Source organism: Ligilactobacillus murinus DSM 20452 = NBRC 14221 (assembly GCF_001591685.1).
GTDB lineage: Bacteria > Bacillota > Bacilli > Lactobacillales > Lactobacillaceae > Ligilactobacillus > Ligilactobacillus murinus.
Genome location: NZ_BCVJ01000014.1, coordinates 18,739 through 39,842, shown reverse-complemented (window position 1 = coordinate 39,842; position 21,104 = coordinate 18,739). Strand labels below are relative to the sequence as shown.

17 protein-coding genes are annotated in these 21,104 nt (G+C 41.9%); 12 read left to right on the top strand and 5 right to left on the bottom strand.

Annotated elements, in window-relative coordinates; translation table 11 throughout:
• The first annotated feature begins 21 nt into the window (after nucleotides 1-21).
• From LMU01S_RS04290 to LMU01S_RS04255, 8 genes are all read left to right on the top strand, one after another.
• Complete coding sequence (locus LMU01S_RS04290; RefSeq protein WP_056957908.1) at nucleotides 22-363, top strand: hypothetical protein; 342 nt, start codon at nucleotides 22-24, stop codon at nucleotides 361-363.
• 25 nt (nucleotides 364-388) lie between these two features.
• Nucleotides 389-1,561, top strand: a complete 1,173-nt coding sequence (locus tag LMU01S_RS04285; protein ID WP_156470381.1) for a hypothetical protein — start codon at nucleotides 389-391, stop codon at nucleotides 1,559-1,561.
• A gap of 144 nt (nucleotides 1,562-1,705) precedes the next feature.
• Nucleotides 1,706-2,629 (top strand): LPXTG cell wall anchor domain-containing protein, encoded by a 924-nt coding sequence (locus LMU01S_RS04280; protein ID WP_056957910.1) that lies wholly within the window; start codon nucleotides 1,706-1,708, stop codon nucleotides 2,627-2,629.
• 80 nt (nucleotides 2,630-2,709) lie between these two features.
• On the top strand, nucleotides 2,710-5,244 hold the full coding sequence (locus LMU01S_RS04275) for an SEC10/PgrA surface exclusion domain-containing protein (RefSeq protein WP_056957911.1): 2,535 nt from the start codon (nucleotides 2,710-2,712) through the stop codon (nucleotides 5,242-5,244).
• Between the two features lie 30 nt (nucleotides 5,245-5,274).
• Complete coding sequence (locus tag LMU01S_RS04270; RefSeq protein WP_056957913.1) at nucleotides 5,275-5,646, top strand: MORN repeat-containing protein; 372 nt, start codon at nucleotides 5,275-5,277, stop codon at nucleotides 5,644-5,646.
• Nucleotides 5,643-7,463, top strand: coding sequence for an acyltransferase family protein (locus tag LMU01S_RS04265; RefSeq protein ID WP_056957915.1), 1,821 nt, complete (start codon nucleotides 5,643-5,645; stop codon nucleotides 7,461-7,463). The genes LMU01S_RS04270 and LMU01S_RS04265 overlap by 4 nt, the downstream gene beginning before the upstream one ends.
• A gap of 169 nt (nucleotides 7,464-7,632) precedes the next feature.
• The gene (locus tag LMU01S_RS04260) at nucleotides 7,633-8,007 is read left to right on the top strand and encodes a hypothetical protein (RefSeq protein ID WP_056957916.1); all 375 of its coding nucleotides are present in this window, start codon (nucleotides 7,633-7,635) and stop codon (nucleotides 8,005-8,007) included.
• 21 nt (nucleotides 8,008-8,028) lie between these two features.
• Nucleotides 8,029-9,555, top strand: a complete 1,527-nt coding sequence (locus tag LMU01S_RS04255) for a T6SS effector phospholipase Tle3 domain-containing protein (protein ID WP_056957918.1) — start codon at nucleotides 8,029-8,031, stop codon at nucleotides 9,553-9,555.
• Between the two features lie 83 nt (nucleotides 9,556-9,638).
• Here the strand turns inward: LMU01S_RS04255 and LMU01S_RS04250 are convergent, their stop codons facing one another.
• On the bottom strand, nucleotides 9,639-14,279 hold the full coding sequence (locus LMU01S_RS04250) for a S8 family serine peptidase (protein WP_056957920.1): 4,641 nt from the start codon (nucleotides 14,277-14,279) through the stop codon (nucleotides 9,639-9,641).
• A 213-nt stretch (nucleotides 14,280-14,492) separates the two neighbouring features.
• Here LMU01S_RS04250 and LMU01S_RS04245 point away from each other — a divergent pair, with 213 nt between their 5' ends.
• Nucleotides 14,493-15,233, top strand: coding sequence for a threonine/serine exporter family protein (locus LMU01S_RS04245; protein ID WP_056957922.1), 741 nt, complete (start codon nucleotides 14,493-14,495; stop codon nucleotides 15,231-15,233).
• Nucleotides 15,234-15,247: 14 nt separating this feature from the next.
• On the top strand, nucleotides 15,248-15,700 hold the full coding sequence (locus tag LMU01S_RS04240; protein WP_004050051.1) for a threonine/serine exporter family protein: 453 nt from the start codon (nucleotides 15,248-15,250) through the stop codon (nucleotides 15,698-15,700).
• Between the two features lie 18 nt (nucleotides 15,701-15,718).
• On the opposite strand, the gene LMU01S_RS04235 is transcribed toward LMU01S_RS04240, so the two are convergent.
• Complete coding sequence (locus LMU01S_RS04235; protein WP_056957924.1) at nucleotides 15,719-16,666, bottom strand: helix-turn-helix transcriptional regulator; 948 nt, start codon at nucleotides 16,664-16,666, stop codon at nucleotides 15,719-15,721.
• 116 nt (nucleotides 16,667-16,782) lie between these two features.
• Here LMU01S_RS04235 and LMU01S_RS04230 point away from each other — a divergent pair, with 116 nt between their 5' ends.
• The gene (locus LMU01S_RS04230; protein WP_004050055.1) at nucleotides 16,783-17,058 is read left to right on the top strand and encodes a Mor transcription activator family protein; all 276 of its coding nucleotides are present in this window, start codon (nucleotides 16,783-16,785) and stop codon (nucleotides 17,056-17,058) included.
• 55 nt (nucleotides 17,059-17,113) lie between these two features.
• Nucleotides 17,114-17,905 (top strand): tyrosine-protein phosphatase, encoded by a 792-nt coding sequence (locus LMU01S_RS04225; RefSeq protein ID WP_056957926.1) that lies wholly within the window; start codon nucleotides 17,114-17,116, stop codon nucleotides 17,903-17,905.
• Between the two features lie 567 nt (nucleotides 17,906-18,472).
• Here the strand turns inward: LMU01S_RS04225 and LMU01S_RS04220 are convergent.
• The 3 genes from LMU01S_RS04220 to LMU01S_RS04210 all read right to left on the bottom strand — a co-directional run bounded on the left by LMU01S_RS04220 (nucleotide 18,473) and on the right by LMU01S_RS04210 (nucleotide 21,103).
• On the bottom strand, nucleotides 18,473-19,318 hold the full coding sequence (locus tag LMU01S_RS04220) for a DUF72 domain-containing protein (RefSeq protein ID WP_056957928.1): 846 nt from the start codon (nucleotides 19,316-19,318) through the stop codon (nucleotides 18,473-18,475).
• A 158-nt stretch (nucleotides 19,319-19,476) separates the two neighbouring features.
• Nucleotides 19,477-19,887 (bottom strand): peptide deformylase, encoded by a 411-nt coding sequence (locus LMU01S_RS04215; RefSeq protein WP_056957930.1) that lies wholly within the window; start codon nucleotides 19,885-19,887, stop codon nucleotides 19,477-19,479.
• 52 nt (nucleotides 19,888-19,939) lie between these two features.
• Nucleotides 19,940-21,103: an MFS transporter gene (locus tag LMU01S_RS04210; protein WP_056957931.1), complete on the bottom strand. Its 1,164-nt coding sequence runs from the start codon at nucleotides 21,101-21,103 to the stop codon at nucleotides 19,940-19,942.
• Nucleotide 21,104 lies beyond the last annotated feature (1 nt).

Genomic DNA, 21,104 nt, shown 5'->3' with positions numbered 1-21,104 from the left:
TAAAAAGGAGAAGTATATTTTATGAAATCAAAGAATTTAGCATTAACAAATGGGATCGTTGGTTTAGTTGGAGGGATCATCTTACTTTTAGGTGGATGGTTCGTACTAGGAAGTGCTGCCGGTGATGTTAATAGTGTTGGCGCAATGGTAGCATTTTTAAATTGCTTAAAAATCGCGATCCTTGTATTGGGGATCTATGCTGCTGTGTATTATAAGGAAAGCGACGCAGTAAAATCCGCTCCAAATGTTTTATTGATCGTTGGTGGGGCGATCGCACTTATTCCATTCCTTGGCTGGGTCGGAGGAATTTTAGCCATTATTGGTGGTTCATTATATTTAGCCAGTCTTAAGAATTTTCAATAATCAAATTTAGCTAAGGAGTGAGTTTGTGAAGTCAATAAAACAGTTACCCAAATGGAGCTGGGTTGTGCTCATCGTAGCGGTTGTAGCTGGAGTATTTATTTGGCACAAAAATTCGGCTGATTCCAATTTGATCGATAATGTGAAATTTAGTTTTTCTGGTTATAACGAAAATGGGACTGTAGTTGCAGTGATACCTCCAGAAGATGAAAAGAAAATTGCGATCATGCAGTTGGATTATTTAAGAAAAAAGGATTTTGTCGATAAAAGTACAGCTAAAACACTCAAGTCATTGATCGAAGATGCAAATAGTATCAATTCGGTAAATACCTCGACTTTGACGGATAGTGAAAAGCAGATCTTGAGTACAGCGTTAAATTTTAAAGGTGGTATGTTAGAAACTAAATTCTCCAAGAGTACTAACTTGCACAATGGTGAAAAGATCACATATCGCTGGAAAGTTAATAATGAAGATATCCCACTCAAGTCAGGTGAACGGACGATCACTGTTAAGGGGTTAAAAGAACCAGAAACATTGACGGCTGAAAAGATAAAACAAAAGGTCAAGTTTAAATTTTACGGCTTAGATGGTTCAGGCAATATTGGGATCGAAAAAAATGAGTTTGGAGATGCTGACCTCAAATTTTCAACCGCAAATAATGGTTCTTTAGAAAATGGCGAAAAAATCACGATTAGGGTCACAACTGATAGTGCTCAATTGAAGGAAGCGGGCTATGTCTTTAAAGGAGCACATGAGTTTAAGCTAACGGTCAAAGATCTGGCTGACGCGAAGAATGTAAAGAACCTAGATGAAGCCAAGAAAATCGTTGAAAAAGCTTTAGCAGACGAAAATAAAGGGCGAACAACGATCGAACCAACTGGTAAGTGGTATATCGGTGTTGATTCTAGTCGTGATAGCTATGATTTCATGAGTACACCAAGCGATATTAAGGAACTGACTTCAAGAGATCTGAATAGTAAGCGGATCATCATCGGACAGATCGCCAAAGAAACACATCATTACGATGAGATCGTTGGTGGCGATGACGTGGAGTATGAATTTGTCAATTACTCATTTGATCTGGATCTGTCGGACAACACGATCTCCGTGGATAGTGCTGACGAAGAAAGAACGATCGATAATGTAAAACTAGATGGTTTAGAGAAAACAGTTGGTAGTGATTTTTCACCACTCAAATAAGTAGTTTCAGGGGCATGTGGGCATAACTCACAGAAAGTAGGGGAAAGGTCATGTTTAAGATAGCTTATCTACGCTTCCTCTTTGCTCGCTCTCCACCTAGATCGGCGGAAAACTAGCAAAAAATAAAAAAGAGGAGTTTTTAAGATGAAAAAGGCAAAGAAACTTATTTTGACAACTGCACTTGCTGGGACTTTAGTTGTCGCAGCTAACGGTCAAGTTGCCCATGCAGATACAACCAACGCTAATGGTGTCACAAATGTGCAACCTGCTGATAAAGAGGCCATCAAACAAGCTTACGAGCATGCTAAGGCGCTATTGGAAGAAACCAAAGCGACTGTTAAATTGCTCAGTGGCGATCTACCAGCTGCTCAAAAAGAATATGCGGCTGCCCAAGCTGATCTAGCTGCAAAACAAAATGCTCTCGAAGCAGCAAAACAGTTAACGGGTGACAATGCTAAAACAGCAGTTGAGAAAGCTCAGGCAGAGTTAGATGAGGCTCAAAAGAATTTAAAAATTGCAGAACAGGACTTAAGTGTACGGCAAAAAAATCAAGAATCAGTGGATGGCCTATTAGCTAAGCATACAGCTGAATATAATGAAGCTAAAGCTAAATACGATGCAGTTTTTGGGACCCAAGCAGGCACTGATGCCAATGGTGCTACTGGACAAAGCCAAGGACAACAAAATAGTCAAAGTGATCAAGCAGGTCAAGAAAAGCAAACTGGGAAAGCTACAGAAAATGCTCAAACTGAAACAAGCAAAACAACAACTCAAGGGGGACAACAAACTTTCTATTTGAAAGATGGTAAGTTAGTTGATCAAAATGGGAATCCTGTAGCTGGTCATACAGTTAAAGGGAATCAAGTTTTTGATGCTAATGGTAAATTAGTTGGTACGCTCAAAGAACAAGCAAAACAAAATGAAGCACCTAAAGCACAAGTAACCGCGAAAAAAGGTGAACTCCCACAAACAGGGACTAAAGACCAAGGTTGGTTAGCTGCATTAGGTGTGATGATCATCAGTGCGTTAGGACTAGCTGGTGTTGCTAAACGTAAACAACAAGGCTAATACACAGTATGAAAGTTCCAAGGATCTAATTTCTTGGAGCTTTTATTGCAAGTACATTTATCTAAGATGGAGGAATAGATATGTCGAAAACGAAAAACATTTTATTAACGACGACTGCTGTAGCGGGCGCCTTTGTAACAGTAACTAACGGTCAAGTAGTCAAAGCAGATACTCCAACCACACCGACCGCTAGCCAAGCAACGACGACAACTGATAAAAACTCAGTTAAAGCTGATTATGATAAAGCAGTAGCTGAACAACAGCAAGCTAAACAAACGGCGGCTGATACCAAAGCTGCTTTAGAAAAAGGTCAAAAAGATGTGACTGCAGCACAAGACAATGTCGCTAATGCTGAAAAAGTAGTTGAAGCTGCAACCAAAGCTAAGCAAGAAGCAACGCCAGAAAATATTGCTAAGACACAAGCTCAGATCGATGCGCAAACAAAAGACGTGGCTACTAAACAAGATGCTATCACAGTAGCTAAGCAAAATGTTACTGCTAAAGAAGCTGAACTAAAACAAGCTAAAGCTGATGAAGATCAGGCTACTGCCGATGTAGATGCTTCTAGCAAAACCGTTGCAACTGAACAAGCAAATGTTGCAAAAGCCCAAGCTGCCGTTGACGGGACTGGTGCTAAAGAAGTTTTAGCTAATGAACAAAAAGCTAAAGAGCAAGTCGAAGCTGCCCAAGCTGATGTTGCCGCTAAACAGACAGCCCATGATGTAGCCAAAAGTGCGCATGATAAGGCACAAACTGACGCAACAAATGCTAAAACGGAAAACGATAAGGCTCAAGCTGATTTAGCTGATAAGCAAACAACAGCCGATAGTGCTAAAGCTGATTTAGATAAAGCAAATGATAAAGTTAAAGAAGCTCAAACAAAAGTTGATGCGTTAGATACAGATGAAGTAAAGCAAACTATCAACATGGGTGAAGGCTACTTAAATCCTGATTTGCAAAATTATATTTCAATTGAAAATGGTAAAGTTAAGGTAGACCAAGATAAGTTTAATAAACTTCAAGAAATTCGTAATCAAATTGGTGGATTACCAGAAAACGATTTTAAACATAGTGAAAAAGATAAACAAATCATGGTAGACCCAACAAACTTGAGCGACCAACAACTCAAAGAATTGAATATGTGGATCGTTGATATCTTAAATCAAATCCCACCACAATTAGGTTTTGATACTAAATATGTTTTAACGCAAGAATCCATCAATTATGCCAAAGTAATTGCGCAAAATTCAACTTCTGCCGGCTTTAACCATAGTCAAGAAGCAATTAATAAAGGCGCTCAATATGTTCATGGTGCCGATAATCAAGGCGAATCCATCGCAATGGGTTATAATAAAGAAATTTCGCTTGACTTACTTAAGTCTAATATTTATAGCAGTATTCGGGGAATGATTTTTAACGATGGAGGCTCTGGCTGGGGTCATGCGTCACATTTAACAACTGAATATATGCACAAACAAAGTCAGATTTATCCTGAATATAAGACGATCTACTTTGGTTTTGCTATTGATGGGAATGGGACGCTTCATTTCGAATCGTTCACCCCATTAGACAAAGCATTTGTCGACCAAGGTGGCTTTATCGTCAGCCCTAACAACACAGAAGCCTTGAATCAAGCTAAAGCTGAATTGACAAGTGCAAAGCAAGCTCAAAGTAAAGCACAAGCAGCACACGATAAAGCCCAAGCTGATCTACAACAAGCCAAAACTAAGGCAGGACAAACAGCGCAAAACTTGGCTCAAAAACAACAAGCTGCTGAGCAAGCGCTACAAGCTTTAAATGCTTCATTTGTTGCTTTAACGGCATCTAATGATAATTTGAAGACAGCCCAAGCTAATTTAACAGCTGCAACTAAGGCTGTTGCTGATTTAAATGCTGATGCTAAGGATAAACAAGCACGTTTGGATCAAGCAAAATCAAATTTAGCAAAAGCCCAAGCTAACTTGGCTCAAAAAAAGGTTGCTTTGGATGCGGCTAAACAAGCTAGTGCTAAAGCAAATCAAGCTTTAGTTGCTGCCCAAACTCAAGTGACCGCAGCTGATAAAGACGCTACTGACGCCCAGGCTAAACTGAAAGATCTCCAAGCTAAGATGGTGGCTTATAAATTTGTTGATACTGATCTAGCTGATGCCAAAAACCAATTAGCTGATGCTAAGGCATGGTTAGATCAAGTGACAAAAGCTTATGTCGCACTTTATGATGCAAATAAAGAAGCCCAAGATGCTTTGGACTTCAAGGATCAGACTTTAACAACAGCTAAAGCTAAGTATGATCAAGTTCTAGCACATGAAGCTGCTCAAAAAGCTTTGGAACAAGTTCAAAAACAACAAGCGACAAATCAAAACAACCAAAAAGTTGTTACGCCTACAGCTACTGATAAAGCAACAGCTCAAGCTCAAACAACTTCAACAAGCAAAACAAATGCTACATTAGTGAATACCAGCGTTCAAACGAAGGCAACAAACACTAAAGCAACTCAAGTGGCTAACTTGCCACAAACTGGTGCCAAAGCTGAAAATTGGCTAGCAGTCTTAGGGGCAATGTTAGTTGGAACATTAGGAATGTTTGGTATGGCTAAGCGTAAGCGTCAAAATTAATTAGAAATCTGAAACATAAGGATAGGTAATATGTGGGGTAGAAAAAATATTATCTTGCTAGCCTCAGGGATCTTGATCGTGGCTTGCGTGTTGCTGACTTTTTTCAGCAATGCAGGTGAAAAGAAGACCACGTTGACTTTCCAAGATGGCAGCACATATACAGGTACGACAAATGAGGGTAAGCCCGTCAAAGGTACGCTCAAGTTCAAAAACGGCGATGTTTACACCGGTGGCTTCAAAGACGGACATTTCGAAGGTCGGGGCACTTTCAAGTCACATAACGGCTGGACCTTTACGGGGATCTTCCATAAAGGTGTCGCAAATGGCGCGGGTAAATTGCAGGATAAAGACCACGTCGTACAAGCCGGTAACTATGTTAAAGGAGAGTACAAAGACAAATGAGAATCAAATGGTTTAGTTTGATCCGGATCACGGGTCTGATCTGTGTGCTCTTATATCACTTCTTTCAAATGCGCTATACCGGTGGCTTTATCGGGGTCGATATCTTCTTTACGTTCTCAGGCTATCTGATCACCGCCTTGATCATCGATGAGTTCAGTCGCTCGCAAAAATTTAGGTTGCGGGATTTCTATTATCGGCGCGTGATGCGGATCTTGCCACCCTTGGTCTTGATGATCTGTATCGTTTTACCGTTCACTTTGTTGGTCGGTAAAGATTACATCACCGATCTGACACGTCAGATCACATCAGCGGTCGGGTTTGTGACTAACATCTTTGAGATCAACACGGGTGGAACGTATGAATCGCGCTTTATTCCGCATTTGTTCGTCCACACGTGGTCGTTAGCGATCGAAGTTCAATTTTACTTGATCTGGGGCTTTTTACTTTACTTATTGACCAAAGTCTCAACGTCGGTCAAACAATTCCGCTTGCGGGTACTAGCTGGTTCAGCCTTACTCGCCGTAGGAAGTGCGACCGCAATGTATCTAGGAGCTCAAGGCCTGAGTGAATTTTCACCGATCTACTTCTCCAGCGTGACCCACATCTTCCCATTTTTCGTTGGGAGCATGTTGGGATCGATCGCGGGGATCCAAGATCTGATGCCAGCTTTCAGTGCAAGTGTTGAAAAACATTGGACTAAGAATAAAGCTTTAGCCTTTATGGTGATAAATTTAGCACTATTATTCATCTTGGCTTACTTCCTGCGCTTTGATCGCCGTGAGACTTACATGTTTGGCTTTATTTTAGCGAGTCTCTTTGCCGCGGGTGCGATTTTTGGGGCTAATATCTTACACCGCAAAACGCCGGATGTAAAAGAGCCCCAGATCTTTGTCTACCTCGCAGATATCAGCTATAGTGTTTATCTGTTCCACTGGCCATTGTTTGTCGTCTTATCCAAGCAGTTCAGTAACGGGATCGCCGCGCTTTTGACGACGATCTTATCAGTTATTTTTGCGAGCTTCTCGTATTACTTCTTAGAGCCGCTTCTCCGTGGTAAGCCAGTCTCATTGGCTGGGCGTGAAGTCAATTTCAAACAGATCGTGGCTCCTTTAGGTGGATTTATGACACTAGCGATCGGTTTTGGAGTGTTCCTCTGCTTACAAGCACCGACGATCTCCTCGTTGGAAGAAAACTTGATGTTAGGTGGGATCCAACAAGATGTCGGTAAGCTCGATATGGCGTATGCCAAAGCGACCGCACCTAAAACAGAGACATCAGTAACGACCGATCAAAATACAGGTATTCCGGCTGGAACGACGATCATCGGTGATAGTGTGACGCTTGGCAGTCGCAGTTATCTGTTGGAACACATGACAGATGTCGATATCGACGCCGAAGGTAACCGCACGATGAACCTAGCCTATGATGTTTTGATGAATCTACAAAATAGTGGGCAATTGCGTAAAAATGTGGTGATCTGTATCGGGACCAACTCGTTAGATGATTATCAAGAACAAACCCAAAAGGTGATCGATGACTTGAAACCAGGGCATCATTTGATCTTCATCACCCCGCATGATGGACATGCCGATTCTTCGTATAACTCATATAAGTTGGGTGTGTGGGAACGGACTTTGCCAAGCAAATACAAGTTCATCACGATCGGCGACTGGGATCAAGTTGCCCGAGCACATCAAGAAGTCTTTGAAGGCACTGATGGGACACACTTTGGTGGACGTGAAGATGCCAGCAAGTTGTATCTCGATTGTATCCAAGATGCACTCAAACGGGCTGAAAAGACACCAGTTAAGAAATAGGATAAGGATGTTGGAATTTCCAGCATCCTTATTTTTGTGCAATACTAAGAAGTTATTATTACTTAAATTAAAAAATGGATTGAAAACAATTAGAAAAGATGCTAGTATTCATCTTGTATCTTAGTTATTTAGATTTTTATTTATGTAAGGGTTTTATAGGAGAAGAAATATGAAGAAAAGAGTAGTCCTAGTACTTATTGCGATACTTTTAGTACTAGCTGGAATAGGAGGAACAAGGAAAGTGGTCGAAATGAGACAAGCAGCACAAAAAGAACGCCAAGTAGCTTTTTTGAAGGCACATGAAAAAGAGATGACGGAATATGTGAAAAAACAAAGTAGGTATGTGATTATAAAAGATTATGATATTACAGATATTAAATATGATTGGGAATCAATAAGGGTAGTTCGTAGTATGGCATTTAGTCCAAAAATGTTGGGAATTGAAGTAAGTATTTTTAATAATAGTAAGGAACTAGATGGATTTGAAATATATATAATACCTGATGATACCAATAGACCTTCCAAAATAAAAAATATTAGATAGTCAATTGAGAGGAAATACATTATGAGTGATTTAAAAGAAACAAACAATATCTATATAAATTTGGCTAAGGGAGCATACATAGGACGTGAAGAAGGGATGAACTTTACGAAATTATCAAAATCGCAAAGTAAGGAAATGTCTGACAAGAAGTATGCTTCATTTGTATTTCCCAATGCCAAGGACGCCTATGGCAATGATGCAAGCAAGGTCTATCTCCAACCCGACAAACTCGAGACGCTAAAAGAAAAAAGTTTGTTTGGTGAAGAAAAAACGTATCAAAAAGGTTTATTGACTGATGAAAAGGCTGGATACAACTCCTACTACGTGACGGACACCCCTAAGTTGAATAGTGCGACTAAGCATACATATTTTGCGACTCGGGGCAGTGACGGTATGAGTCTGAATACCTTAAATGATTGGGTGAGCAACAACGGATCATTTACCTTATTCAATGCCTATATTCCTCAGGCAAAGCTTGCTAATAAAGCGATGCAGGTCAAGATAAGTGAATTGCGCAAGAAAGCACCTAACGCTACAATGGCGGTCACCGGTCACTCGTTAGGAACGATGGTCTCGATCCAAGCCGTGGCTAACTTGCCTAAAGAAGATATCGCTAAATTGGATAAGATCGTGTTATTTCAAGGCCCCGATGCTCGGGAAAGCATCAATAAAATGTCTAAACAAGCGCAAGCCAACATTCAAACCTTAGAAGAGCAGGGCAAGATCGAGTATTACGTCAACGCTTTTGATATCGTTTCGATGTTGAATCGGAACAAAAAAGATGTCGATGAGATCGGTAAAGTCCATTATCTATTGCCAAAGTCATTTACGACGACATTTGATTTTGATGCTAAGTATGGTTCAAGTCATGATTTTGGCCAGTATCAGATCAATGCTGATGGCACACTAAAAGAAGCTAATTTAAACGAACATGGCTATATTTTTGCAGCTGGGATCAAAATTTCACACTTGATCGATAAATATTTAGAGTTAATGATCCAAAACACGGGGGCTAATGTTTCTTCGAGAAATTTATTGTCACTTTTATTGAGTGATGGAGCTTTGTACGCTAAGTTTCAACAGGAATATCAGGCGGTCGTGAATGAAGCTAAACTCGCTAGTCAGTGGCAAGGTAAGGTAACTAGTTTACAACAACAACTGGCGACGGCCAGTGGGAGCCAAAAGATCGCATTACAAGAAGAATTAGCCCAGACAGTAGCGACTAAAGCGCGTGATGTCGGTGAAGAATACACGACTATTTTTAAGAATGCCCAACAAGAGCTCGAAGATGAGATCGTAAGTATTGCCCAAGAGATCGCGCAAGGTGCTTATGCGCTCAGAAAGCATTTGTCAGATGCTGAGATCGAAGAAATGATCGCACCGTATACCAAAGAACGGCTCTGGGACAGCGAACAAGCTGCCAAAAATCTCCAGCAGGTTCAACAATATCGAACTAAGACAGCCGATTTTAACAAGAACTTATTGAAAGTAGCTAAAAATATCCAAGAAGATGACACCAAAGCCAGTAAGGAACTGTTTAAACATTGATCGGGTCTATATTTAGACGCCATATAAAAATGCCACTCAAGGATAGCAGCTATCCTGAGTGGCATTTTTGCGTTATTTAGTTGTTATCTGGTTTCTTTTTTACGATCAAAACCAACCAGCGTAAAGAGACTAGCTAAGCCGAGCGCCAAGAGACCTAAGACCGAAGCTTGATGTTTTGCTTCACCTGTTTGTGGTAGGTCAGTAGTTGCTGGTGTAGCAGGCGTTTTGGCTTTATCTTGGAGCACAGGAGCAACTTGTTTGTTAGCTGCTGTAACTTGTTTTTTATCTGTGCCTGAACCGGTAGTGTCATCTTTACCAAAGCCGGCTCCAGTATTTTCTTTTTCTTGATCTTGGCTTGCACCTTGATCTTCTTTAGTGTCTTGATCATTTTGGTCGTGTCGTTCCTGATCTTGTTTTTCCTGTTTTTCAGAGCTATCTGATTCTTTTTCAGGTTCGACCGTGTAGACATTCATCACAGCCACTACATTGCCGTATTTATTGACTAAGCTGTAGAGGCCATCTGGATGGAACCCTTCTGGATCGAGCTCTTGGAAGCTTTGGGTCGCTGGATCGAAGAACAGAAGGGCTGTTTCTGGATATTGTTCGACGAATGCATCGGCATGGTTGCGCTCAACATCTACGGCTGCTGGGACCTCTGATTTAGGTTGGTAGTAGACAAAGAACTTCCGGATCGTGTGATTACCAGTCACATCGAGCACATCTAATGTGTAGACGTGTTGTGTCTCACCCTTTTCATCATTTAAGGCAAAGCTTCTTTCAAAGCCGTAAGGAGCATATGGATTGCCTCCGTGGTTGATGCCCGAATGGTGGAATTCACGGAATTCGTTATCTCCGTTGAAGAAGAAGCGGTAACCATCAAGATTGTCGTGGGCGGTTCCTTTGATCGTGAAGTTTGGTTCGTTAGTGTAAACGTAATAATTTTTACCATCAAAATCATAGTTAGCGACATTTTCAAATTCAAGTGTTGGTAAGACTGTATCTAAGATGACTTGAACTGTGCCACGTGTCTTTTGACCATCTTTTGTGGTGTAGATATAGGCAAGTGGACGTTGTTCGGTCGGCTTGATGTTGAATTCAAAGCCAAAAGTCCCATCTTCGTTGAATGAAACGTGATTTTGTGGATCTTGTTCATCAGCGCTATTGCCTAACATGATCAATTGCACCACATCTGGACTAACTTTCCCAGTCACATGGAAAGTTTGTGCCTTAGGATCGTATACGCCATCAGCGATCGCTTGGGCCCCGATCCAGTTGTAGTTGTTATCTTCAAGGTAGTCAAAACTGATCTCTGAGTTAGGTTCGCTTCGGGTCGTTAAGTCGCTCAAAGCATGTCCTGGTAGTGCACCTGGCGCACCTAAAGTAGTTGGATCAGCCTTTTCTTGGACTAGATCAGTCTGTAATTCAGCAACATTAGCGAAGTTATAACGTTGTGGTTGGTTACTTGGCCGCGCATCGACTCCGAGATAAGCTTTATCGGAAGCTGTAGTTTGGACCACATTAAAGGTCGGTCCCGCTACTTCCGTCCAGCCTAATAAGACAGTCCGGCGACTGGTATTTTTGACTTTGACTTCAAAAGTTGCTAAGCCATCTTTGACACTTGCTTCATAGACATCTCCGGTGAAGTAGTCACGGGCAAAGGCTTTGACTCCATTACCAGCTGTGACAGCAGCATAGACAAAGACGTGTTCTGGATCATTAGTTGTGACGGTATCTAAGTCGATCCCAAAGCTTTGTACAGTCGTGTGTGCTTTTTGCCAAGCAAAGGCAGCTTTTGGTGTTGCCGTATTTAGGGTCAATAAGACATCTTTACCAGCTTGATCAGCCGTGAAGACGACTTTTTCAGCGTCAGCGTTGACATTTAAGCTATAAGTTGAGTCAGCTTTTGGTTCAACTAACTGGCCATTGTAATAGAATGGTTGGGTCGTCCCACCAACTAGAGTATAGCCGTTAGTCTTAGCGTCATAGAATTTGCTATCTTTATCAAAGCCTAGTCCGTCAACGGCATTCCAAACATTGACCGTTTGGGAAGTAGTTGTTAAACCTGCAACTTCGCTGGTAAAGAGACCTACATTATCGGCAGTATCAGCGACCATGACGGTGACTTGGTTTTGAGCTGCGGTAAAGGCGGCTAATTCCTCGGGGCTCAATTCAAAGTTAGCAGTCCCACTTAGCTTCGCCTCGTCATTGAATTTTGAAGCACCTTCATTTAGTTTGTGGCCAAAGAGCTTACCATTGATCGAAACGACAGCATAGGAATAGTCAGTAAAGCCTGCTCCCGTATCGGAAAAATCAAAGCTCAAATGACCACTTGGTTTATCAGCAGCAGTGTCGAGCGTTAATTTATAGTTGCTGATCGTTGGAGCTGTTGTATCGATGATGATCGGGTAATCAGCTGTTTGGACTTTCTTTTGTCCATCATTGTAGAGCGTGGCAACAAAGCGGTAAGTATATTGTCCATCGGAAGCCACTTCAGATTCACCAGTCTTGTCATTATAGACCATTCCGTTCCAATCAAAGGTATTTGGATCATTTCGCATGGAGACCGATAAACTCACATCTTGGTTACGGTCAGATTGGTAAAATGACTTATCTAAGCCTTTTTCATCGGCAACGACCCGGACAACTTTACCATTTTGATCTAGAACAACGACTTTTAAGTCTTGCAAGTTTTGTTTGACAAAGGCAACTGGTTTTAAGAGATCGCTCTTATTATCATTATTTGGTGAGAAGGCCACTTTACCATCTTGATAGAGCTTAGCCACTTGTTGCCAGTTGTAATCACCGTCTAAGTTGACTAATTTCTTCAATGATTCTTCATCAGCGATCCCACGTGGGTAATTGTGTTCGTTGACAAAGTAATTCCCACCGTAAACATTTGTGGCATCATTAGCTTTTTTATCTAAAACTTCTTCACTAGTCATATCCCCAAAGTAGCCAAGGAATGGTACGACTAAGGTGCTTTGTCCGTTATCACCAGTAAAGCGGAGCCATCCTTCGATTAATTGACCAGGCGTAAGTTCAGTTAGATCTAAAGTATACGGAACTGTCAATGTTTGACCAGCTTTGACTACGACTTTATTAGCGCCATTTACGCGAGCCCCAGGCAATTGTTCTTCGTAATAATGGCCAGTAAAGTCATCGCGTTTTTCGGTAAAACCACCACCGAGGTCATCGAAAGTATAAGTTTGATCGCTGTTACTCAAGTTGGTAAAAGTCAAGTTGAATTTCGTGCTTTCTGTAAGTTGGCGCAAGGAAAGTGAACTTGTCCCATCATCAGCCGTGATATAAACTGGTGAGGCAACAGCAGCGCCAACATTGATCTGGCCAGCCCCTTGGCGTCGAGGTGAGACCACTACACCTGAGATCGCATCTAATAATGGTTGTGAGGTGTTCATCAATAAAGCTTTAGTAGCTTGGACAAGTTCAGCATTTTTGAGGGAGGTCTCTTTTTGTAATTTTTGCATCACTAAGGCAGCTGAGCCCGCAGCAAATGGGCCTGCCATCGAAGTCCCACTCATAGTCTTATAGCCATTATCATTTCCAGTTGAAACGATCTTGACCCCAGGAGCGGAGATATCTGGTTTTAAAGTAAAATCTTGCATTGGTCCCCAAGAAGAAAAGTCAGCCATGTTAGCAGCAGCGCCTTGCCCAGAGTTTGCGGCGGCAACTGTCAAAGCATTGCGCGAAGCCCCAGGATTAGCGACTGTGCTACTTGAGAACGGTTCAAAAGATCCGTTTGCTCCACCTGGTGAGTAGGGGGCATCAGGAGTTTTGATACTACCAGCATGTCCGTTATTTGACGCTGAGATCGAGACAAAGACCCCGTGATCGATCGCATATTGGACTGCTTTTTGTTCGACATCATTTAGATCTGAGGCAGCGACCCCTTGACCGAGCGACATTTGGATGACGTTAGCGCCTAAATTGACAGCATCGTAAATAGCTTGGGCGATATCATCAGTATTTTCATCGGCAAATTGATCGTTAAAGACCCGTAAAGCTAAAATTTGGCTTTCAGGAGCGACCCCAACGGCATATTTGTCATCCCCATTTGGACGACCGTCAGCTCCGATGATCCCAGCTACATGTTGTCCGTGTTGGGAAGCGCCGGGGCCATCATCTTTGATCCAGTCATTGCTTTTTGAAGCATAGTTATAGACGAATGGGAATTTTTCAGACGCATAACTACCATAGCCGAGCTCATTGATCTTAGCTTGGGCATCGGCTTGTGAAAGTTTAGGGTCTGTTGGTGCTTGTTGAAAATCTTTATGCGTTGTGTCAGCACCAGAGTCGATCACGGCTACGACCATCCCTTGGCCGCGGTAGCCTTGCTCCCAAGCGCCCTCTACATTCCCTTTTTCATGGTCGGCTTGAGTCGTTGGAGCTGGTGTTTCAGTGGTCGGTGCCTGCGTAGCATCAGCTGTAGTTGCAGTAGTCGATGCCTGCGTAACATCAGTTGAGCTCTCAGTGGCTGGTGTCTGTGTGCTTGGTTTAGCTTCAGCCTGTGTTTGGGTCGTTCCCTGGAGCTGTTGCTCATTTTGGGCTGTGGTCGTTACTTCAGCTGTAACAGCTTCATCGGCTAAGGCACTTGGTGTCCCTAAGAATAAGAACGCCCCCGAAGCGGTAATGATCGCAGCACTGACCCATCTTTTCTTAGCTTTATATAATTTATAACGTCGCTTTTCTTCATAATTGTGTCCCATGCAAGTCACATCCTTTTTTTAGATTAAGCTAAATATAACATAAAATCTTAATAAAATATAGATATTTTTAATATAAAATTATATCTTATGCAATGAAACGTTAATGTTTTTAGGTGTTTATAACGAATCATGGTAGTAAATGATCGTAATTTTTGGAACTAAAATGTTAAAATGATAGCTATATAATGTAATTAAGTAAATTAGGGGGAAATCATGGAAGACAAGGATCTAATTATCGAAACGACGCTGTTAGCGGGGAAGATCATGATCGAAAATGGAGCTGACATGGCCCGGATCGATGACACTTTAAAGCGGATCGCTAAAAATTCAGGTGTAACTGAACCCGATATCTTTGAAACGACGACGGGGATCATGATGTCGATCAAGGGGGCAAATGCACAGGTCATTGCGATCGAAAAGCGTCGGATCGATCTTGAGCGGATCGCCCGGGTCAATGATATCTCACGGGCTTATCAAGCTAAGACCAAAACTTTAAAAGAAGTCTATGCTTATCTGACTACACTTGATCAGACGACCCCGGATTTTAAGTTACGGTGGTTGGTGTTAGCTGCTGGTGTTGTTGGTGCGACTTTGGAGATCATGTACAACGGTTCGTGGCAAGATTTTTTGCCAACCTTTGTGATCAGTGCTTTAGGCTATTATTTGTTTCATGTAGTCAACACGCGGTTTAAGGTCAAATTTGCTAGTGAGTTTGTGGCTGCTTTAGCGATCGGGGCCTTAGCTGTTTTGAGTGTCAAATATGGTTTGGCTAAAAATTATAGTATCGTGATCATCGGAAGCGTCATGCCCCTAGTCCCAGGAGTTCCGTTGACCAATGCGGTACGTGATCTATTAGCAGGGCACATCTTAAGTGGGATCGCCCGGGCGGCTGAAGCCTTGTTGACTGCGGTTGCGATCGGGATGGGCATCGCTTGTGTTTTACGCTTTTTTTAGAAAGGAAGATCAAGATGGATCTAACAACGATCGTGATTCACGTTATTTTCAGTTATCTAGCTACGGTCGGCTTTGCGGTCACCTTGAATATTCCGCGTTCAGCTTTGAACGTCTGTGGCTTGATCGGAATTTTGGGTTGGATGACATATAAATTCTTATATCTTGGTCACACGGGAATGGTCTTAGCCAATCTCGTTGCAGCGGTCGTGATCGGTATTTGTTCGGTGATCGCAGCACGAATCAAGCAAAAGCCGATGATCTTGTTCAATGTCCCGAGTTTAGTGCCATTAGTTCCCGGGGGGCAGGCTTATCGTGCAGTCTACTATTTTGCTTTTAAAAATGATGAATTGGCGTTACGCTTTTTAGTAGAAGCCGGGATGATCGCTGGAGCTTTAGCGATGGGCTTTTTCTTAGCCGAATTGTTGGCGCAAGTCTATTTTAAATTCAGTGATCAAAAAAGAGCCTAGATTTCCAGGCTCTTTTTGTTAGGAAGTATAATTTTGTAACATCTCTTTTAGCTCTTGTTTCATTTTAGCTTTAAAGTTGTCAGGACTTAAGACTTTGACGCGTTTACCTTGACTTAAAAGCCACATCATCGCACCTTGATCGATCGTTTCAGCTTCGATCACAACAGAATCGGCTAATTTTTTAATAACTTTGGAGTTAGGAAAACGATCTAAGGCTGCTTCGACGGTCCCAGAGAATTCAAAAGTGATCGTTAGCAGATCGCCTGGGGTCATGAATTGGATGTTTTGGCGTAATTTTCCATCTTCATAGCGTAAATTTTGTGAGTGCCCCGCTTTTTTATCGAGCGGAGTGTAGTCGATGATCCGATCTAGACGGAAAAAGAGATCTTGCTCGGCATTTTGGCTGTATGAAACAACGTAAAAGTAATAATCTGAAAAAATTATCGCTTTTGGCAGAATAGTGTGTGTTACTTGTTTTTTATCTTGTCTAGTATATACAATGTTTAAGAGCTGATGTTTAACGATATAGTTGGAAAATTCCCACAATATCTGAAGTAGTGCTTTGGTATGTTGGAGTTCGACATAATTACTCTGCTCATTTTTGATGATCCAGTTCAATTCTTTTTGTTCAGCTGGGGGCAAGTTATCGTTTAGAGCTCCTAAAAGATGATCAGTTTCTTTTTTCGTAAAAGCACGGCTGGCAAGGAGGATCTTACATAAGGCCAAGGTCTCAGCTTTGCCCAATGTATTATTTTGCCCTACTAGATAAGAGCTTTTAGTACTGCGATTGTATTGTAGTTTTGCATCAGGGCGGTATTCTTCTAAGAAGAGTCGGATATCGGCTAAATCACGCTGGATCGTGCGGGGAGCGACTTCATATTTTTGGGCAAATTCTTCTTTGGTGATCGCGGCTCCATTGAGCAATTTGTGATAGATATCTAGTAAGCGAGTTGCGCTAGATGACATAAAAAACACCTTCTTTTTTAAATGACAATATATGTCTATGTAACCCTAGATAATAGAAGATGTCAAATGAAAACTATCGTGTAATTTGCAAGGAAAAATAAAGTGAGGATAACAAAATGACAGATGAAGTAGACAAAGAATTATTAAATGAATTTTATCAGGAGTTAGCCGACCTGATCGGGTTGGAGAATGCCTATAAGCTCCATGAAACCTACCGGGGGTTATCATATACGTTTCCGATGCGACTCTATGATCCTAAAAAAGTGGCGCAAAAGATCGTCGCTGAGTACAACGGTGAAAATGCAAGTGAGTTAGCACGACGTTATGGCTACTCGATGCGGTGGGTGTTAGAAGTTTTGCGCAAGGAACGAGAAAAAAGGCACAAAGATTGAAATAAAACAAAAACAAAAGTATAGTGGCAGTAAAGACAATTAGGAAGGTGAGAGCATGCCAGTTTTATTACCACTAGAGCAGGGCGTTAATTTTAGAGATCTGGGTGGCTATCGGACTAAAGATGGACGTCAGATAAAGGCAAATAAGGTGATCCGCGCTGCATCTTTAGGTAATTTATCGCCTAAAGATGTGAATTTTTTAGCGGAGTATGGTTTGCGTCATGATGTAGACTTCCGTTCATCAGAAGAACAAGAAAATGCACCAGATAAAGTGCCAACTGGTGCAACTTACCATTTTGCACCGGTATTTCCAGAAGATGAGACTAAGAGTACAGCTAAAGATCAGCGAGCAAAGCAATTTTTCACTGATCCTCAAGCTGGGTTCAACAATATGTTACGAGCTTACCATGATATCGTATTGGCTGATAGTGCAAAGAAAGCGTATCGGCATTTCTTTGATGTCTTGTTAGAAAATAGTGATGAAGGTCGCTCGGTGCTTTTCCATTGTTCAGCGGGAAAGGACCGTACAGGAATGGGGGCGGTCTATCTTTTAACGGCACTAGGGGTCGATGAAGCAACGATCAGGCGTGATTACTTAGCTTCAAACAAGTATTTAGCCCCTTGGCAAGCAAAGCAATTAGCCAAGCGCCAATTACCAAAGACAGGTCAAGAGATCTATTTGACTAATCTTCGTGCACTAGGCTCGGTCAATGAGACATATTTAGAAACGGCGCTGCGCGTGATGCAGCGTGAATATGGTTCGTTAGAAAATTATTTACACAACGAATTAGCCTTGACCAAATCACAGGTAGCCGATCTAAAGAAGATATATTTAGATAGAGTGTGAGCAAAAGCGAACAGCGCCGTATGGATAAGGTGCCCCAGCCGTGATGAGAATTTAGCATCAGGGCAGGGGCACCTTATCCACTAGGCGTTGCTTTTGGGAGCACGTTTAGATAGAGTGTGAGCAAAAGCGAACAGCGCCGTATGGATAAGTTTTCCCAGCCGTGATGAGAATTTAGCATCAGGGCAGGGGCACCTTATCCACTAGGCGCTGCTTTTGAAAACACATTTAGATAGAGTGAAAGAATGGGGAATGCTAAATTGTGCAAAGTTAGTTTATTTATTGCACAAAGTTTAGATGGATATATCGCAGATAAGAATGGAAGTGTTGACTGGTTAGGCGGTCAAGTGGCGGGGCTAATTTAGTCAAACAAGCACTGCAAAGTGATCTGATCGACGAGTATTATCTGTCTATCATGCGATCGTTTTGGGGGATGGGATCATGCTATTCGATCAAGTAGCACCATCACAAAAATTAAAATTACTTCAAACAAAGACTTATAACGGGATCGTAGACTTACATTACGTTAAATGCCAAAAAAGATAGCCTTGTTGGGGCTATCTTTTTTAGTTAGATCAGATTCAGTTGAGTCGGTGGTGGTGGTCCTAGCCCATCAAAGTCGATCCCCAATAGCTCCTTTAAGGTGAGCGCGTTAGGGACTGCATCGCCTGCGGAATTATTGTTAAAGATGATGCAGATCTCTTTGACATCATTTTGCAGGCCGACCAGAGTTTGCTTGAACTGTTCAAGTTCAGCGTGATCGTAGCGATAAAGAGTTCGCTCTTTGCGCCAATTGGGGCCTTTTTTGAGCCAGCCTTGTTGGTTACGACCGTGTAAACGCCAAAACATCAGATCAGGCGTCGTTACCACTGGATAAAATGGCACAGAAGCCTCAGTTTGATGTGGTTCATCGGCTGCTGTTAAAGTAAAGCGCTCTTGGCGACAAAAAGCGACTAATGACTGGAGCGTGTTAGGCTGATACCAAGCTTGATTGCGAAATTCTAAGCACAGCGGTAGCGCGGGCAACCAGGCTCTGATCTGACGCAGATAGTTGATGCTTTTTTTGGTGGGGATAAAATATGGTGGAAATTGAAATAAGACGGTTTTTAATTGACCAGTCTCCACCAGTGGTCCTACCGCAAGCTTGAAGTTGGCAAAAGTCTCTTTTAATTCGGCCAAATTAGCTTTTTTATCGCTATGACCTGTCATCGACCGATGAGCTTTAACAACAAAATGAAATGCTGGTGGGACTTGAGCTTGCCAATTTTTAACGGTACTTATCCGAGGGATCCCATAGAAGAAAGTATCGACTTCAACAACCGGAAAATTTGCCGCATACTCTGCTAGTGTGACAGGGCGGGCTTCTGTGATCAAAGCCTTATGTTCGCTCCAAGTAGTAGCACCGATCGTGATCATATGTGAATTTCCTTTCTAGTATACAAAGATAGGTAGCGTATAGACTAAGTATTTAACATTTTAAGCTTCAAAACCTAAATTAAAGTTAGCTATAACAATGGGAGCAAATGGTGATTCAAATGAATTTCCGATCTTTTCAGCTAAAGACTAAGCCAAAACTAGATCAAGATCCCATTTAGATGATCGATCTCATGTTGAATGATCTGTGCGATGAAGCCTTGGAATTCTTGTTTTTGTTTGGTAAAGGTCCGATCAAAGTATTGGACTGTGATCAGATCATAGCGTGTCGTTTCTGTTGTCGTTTTAAGTGAAAGACAGCCTTCTGTTGTTTTATAAGGGCGCGCTTTTTTGATGATCTTAGGATTTAACATGGGAAAAGCGAGTGGTCCCATCTGACAGACGATGATCTGCTTATTTTCGCCGATCATGTTGGCTGCCATCCCAACACACCGGGCTTGATTAGCTTGCAAAGTATCGAGCAAGTCAGTGACGATCTGATCGTCTTTTGGAGTAGCTAAAACAGCTTTTTGACTTAAGAATTTAGGGTCGTGATTGATTTCACGGATCATAATAACACCTCTTGATAATAAGATAGCAGTGTGCCCAGCCATGGACATACTGCTATTTTTGATATATTTTAACACCGATAGCTGCAATTAGAAAAGCAAGACTACCTAGAATAAATGGGCCTAAAACATTGACATCATATAAAAGCCCAGCGACAAAGGCCCCGATGATCCGACCAAATGATTGTGAAGCTTGGTAAAAGCCAAGAACAGTCCCTTGTGTTGTTGGCGTAGCTTGTTTGGTGATCAGATCTTGGACCATCGGCACGCTGATCGCATAAAAACCGTAAAAGATCAAATTTAAGGCAAAAAAGCTGGCCAACCCGGGTGCCAAACAAACTGCTCCCATAAAGAAAGCACAGATGAACAAAATATAAGTCGTACTTTTGTTGAGATCAGTTTGTTTGACCAAATACATTCCTAACGTCATCGTAGCTATAAGTGAGATCAAGCCGACCGCTCCTTTAAAGCTACCATTATAGCTCGTTGCAAGATCAAAGACGTCTTTTAAGTAATAGTTGAAACTTTGATCAAAAGAAGTATAGCCTAAAAAGGTCAGAGCTGAAACGCCTAATAAGATCCAAAGTGACTGTGAGAACTGATCATCCTTAGTTTGAAAGCTACTAAAAAAGTTCAAACTGCGGACCGCTTCTTTGATATCTGGGGCTTTTTGGACAATAAGATCTGAACCTAAGAGTAGATAAAAGGCAATACCTGTGAAAAAAAGTTGCCCGATCTGTAGCGCAAAAGCCCAATAAAGATCATATGTCCCAAGTATTCCACCGACAAAGTAGCCCAAAGCGCCAAAAACGGTTTGAACGGCAGCATTTAAAGTCAAGTTTGCTCCCCGTTCTTTAGTAGTGGAGGTATTGGCGATATAATTCAAGGCCCCAACAAAAAATGCTCCACAGGCAAAGCCCGCCAATAAGCGCCCCCATAAGATGAGTGCTGGGGTGTGTCCGATCGCAAAGAGGACTTGGGCTAATGCGTAACCTAAGCATCCCCAAGCCATCAAGACTTTAGATCGAAAACTCTCAGCTAATTTTCCAAAGAAAGGTGAGCCAAGAAACATCCCCAAAGACATCACGGAAAACGCATAGCCAAACATGGCACTATCGAGTCCGAGGAGCTTGAAATAAGCAGGGGTGATCGGATGAGCGTAGTTAGCAGCAAGATTAAATGAAGCGATAAGTGCTAAAAAAGTTTTCTTTTGTTTCATG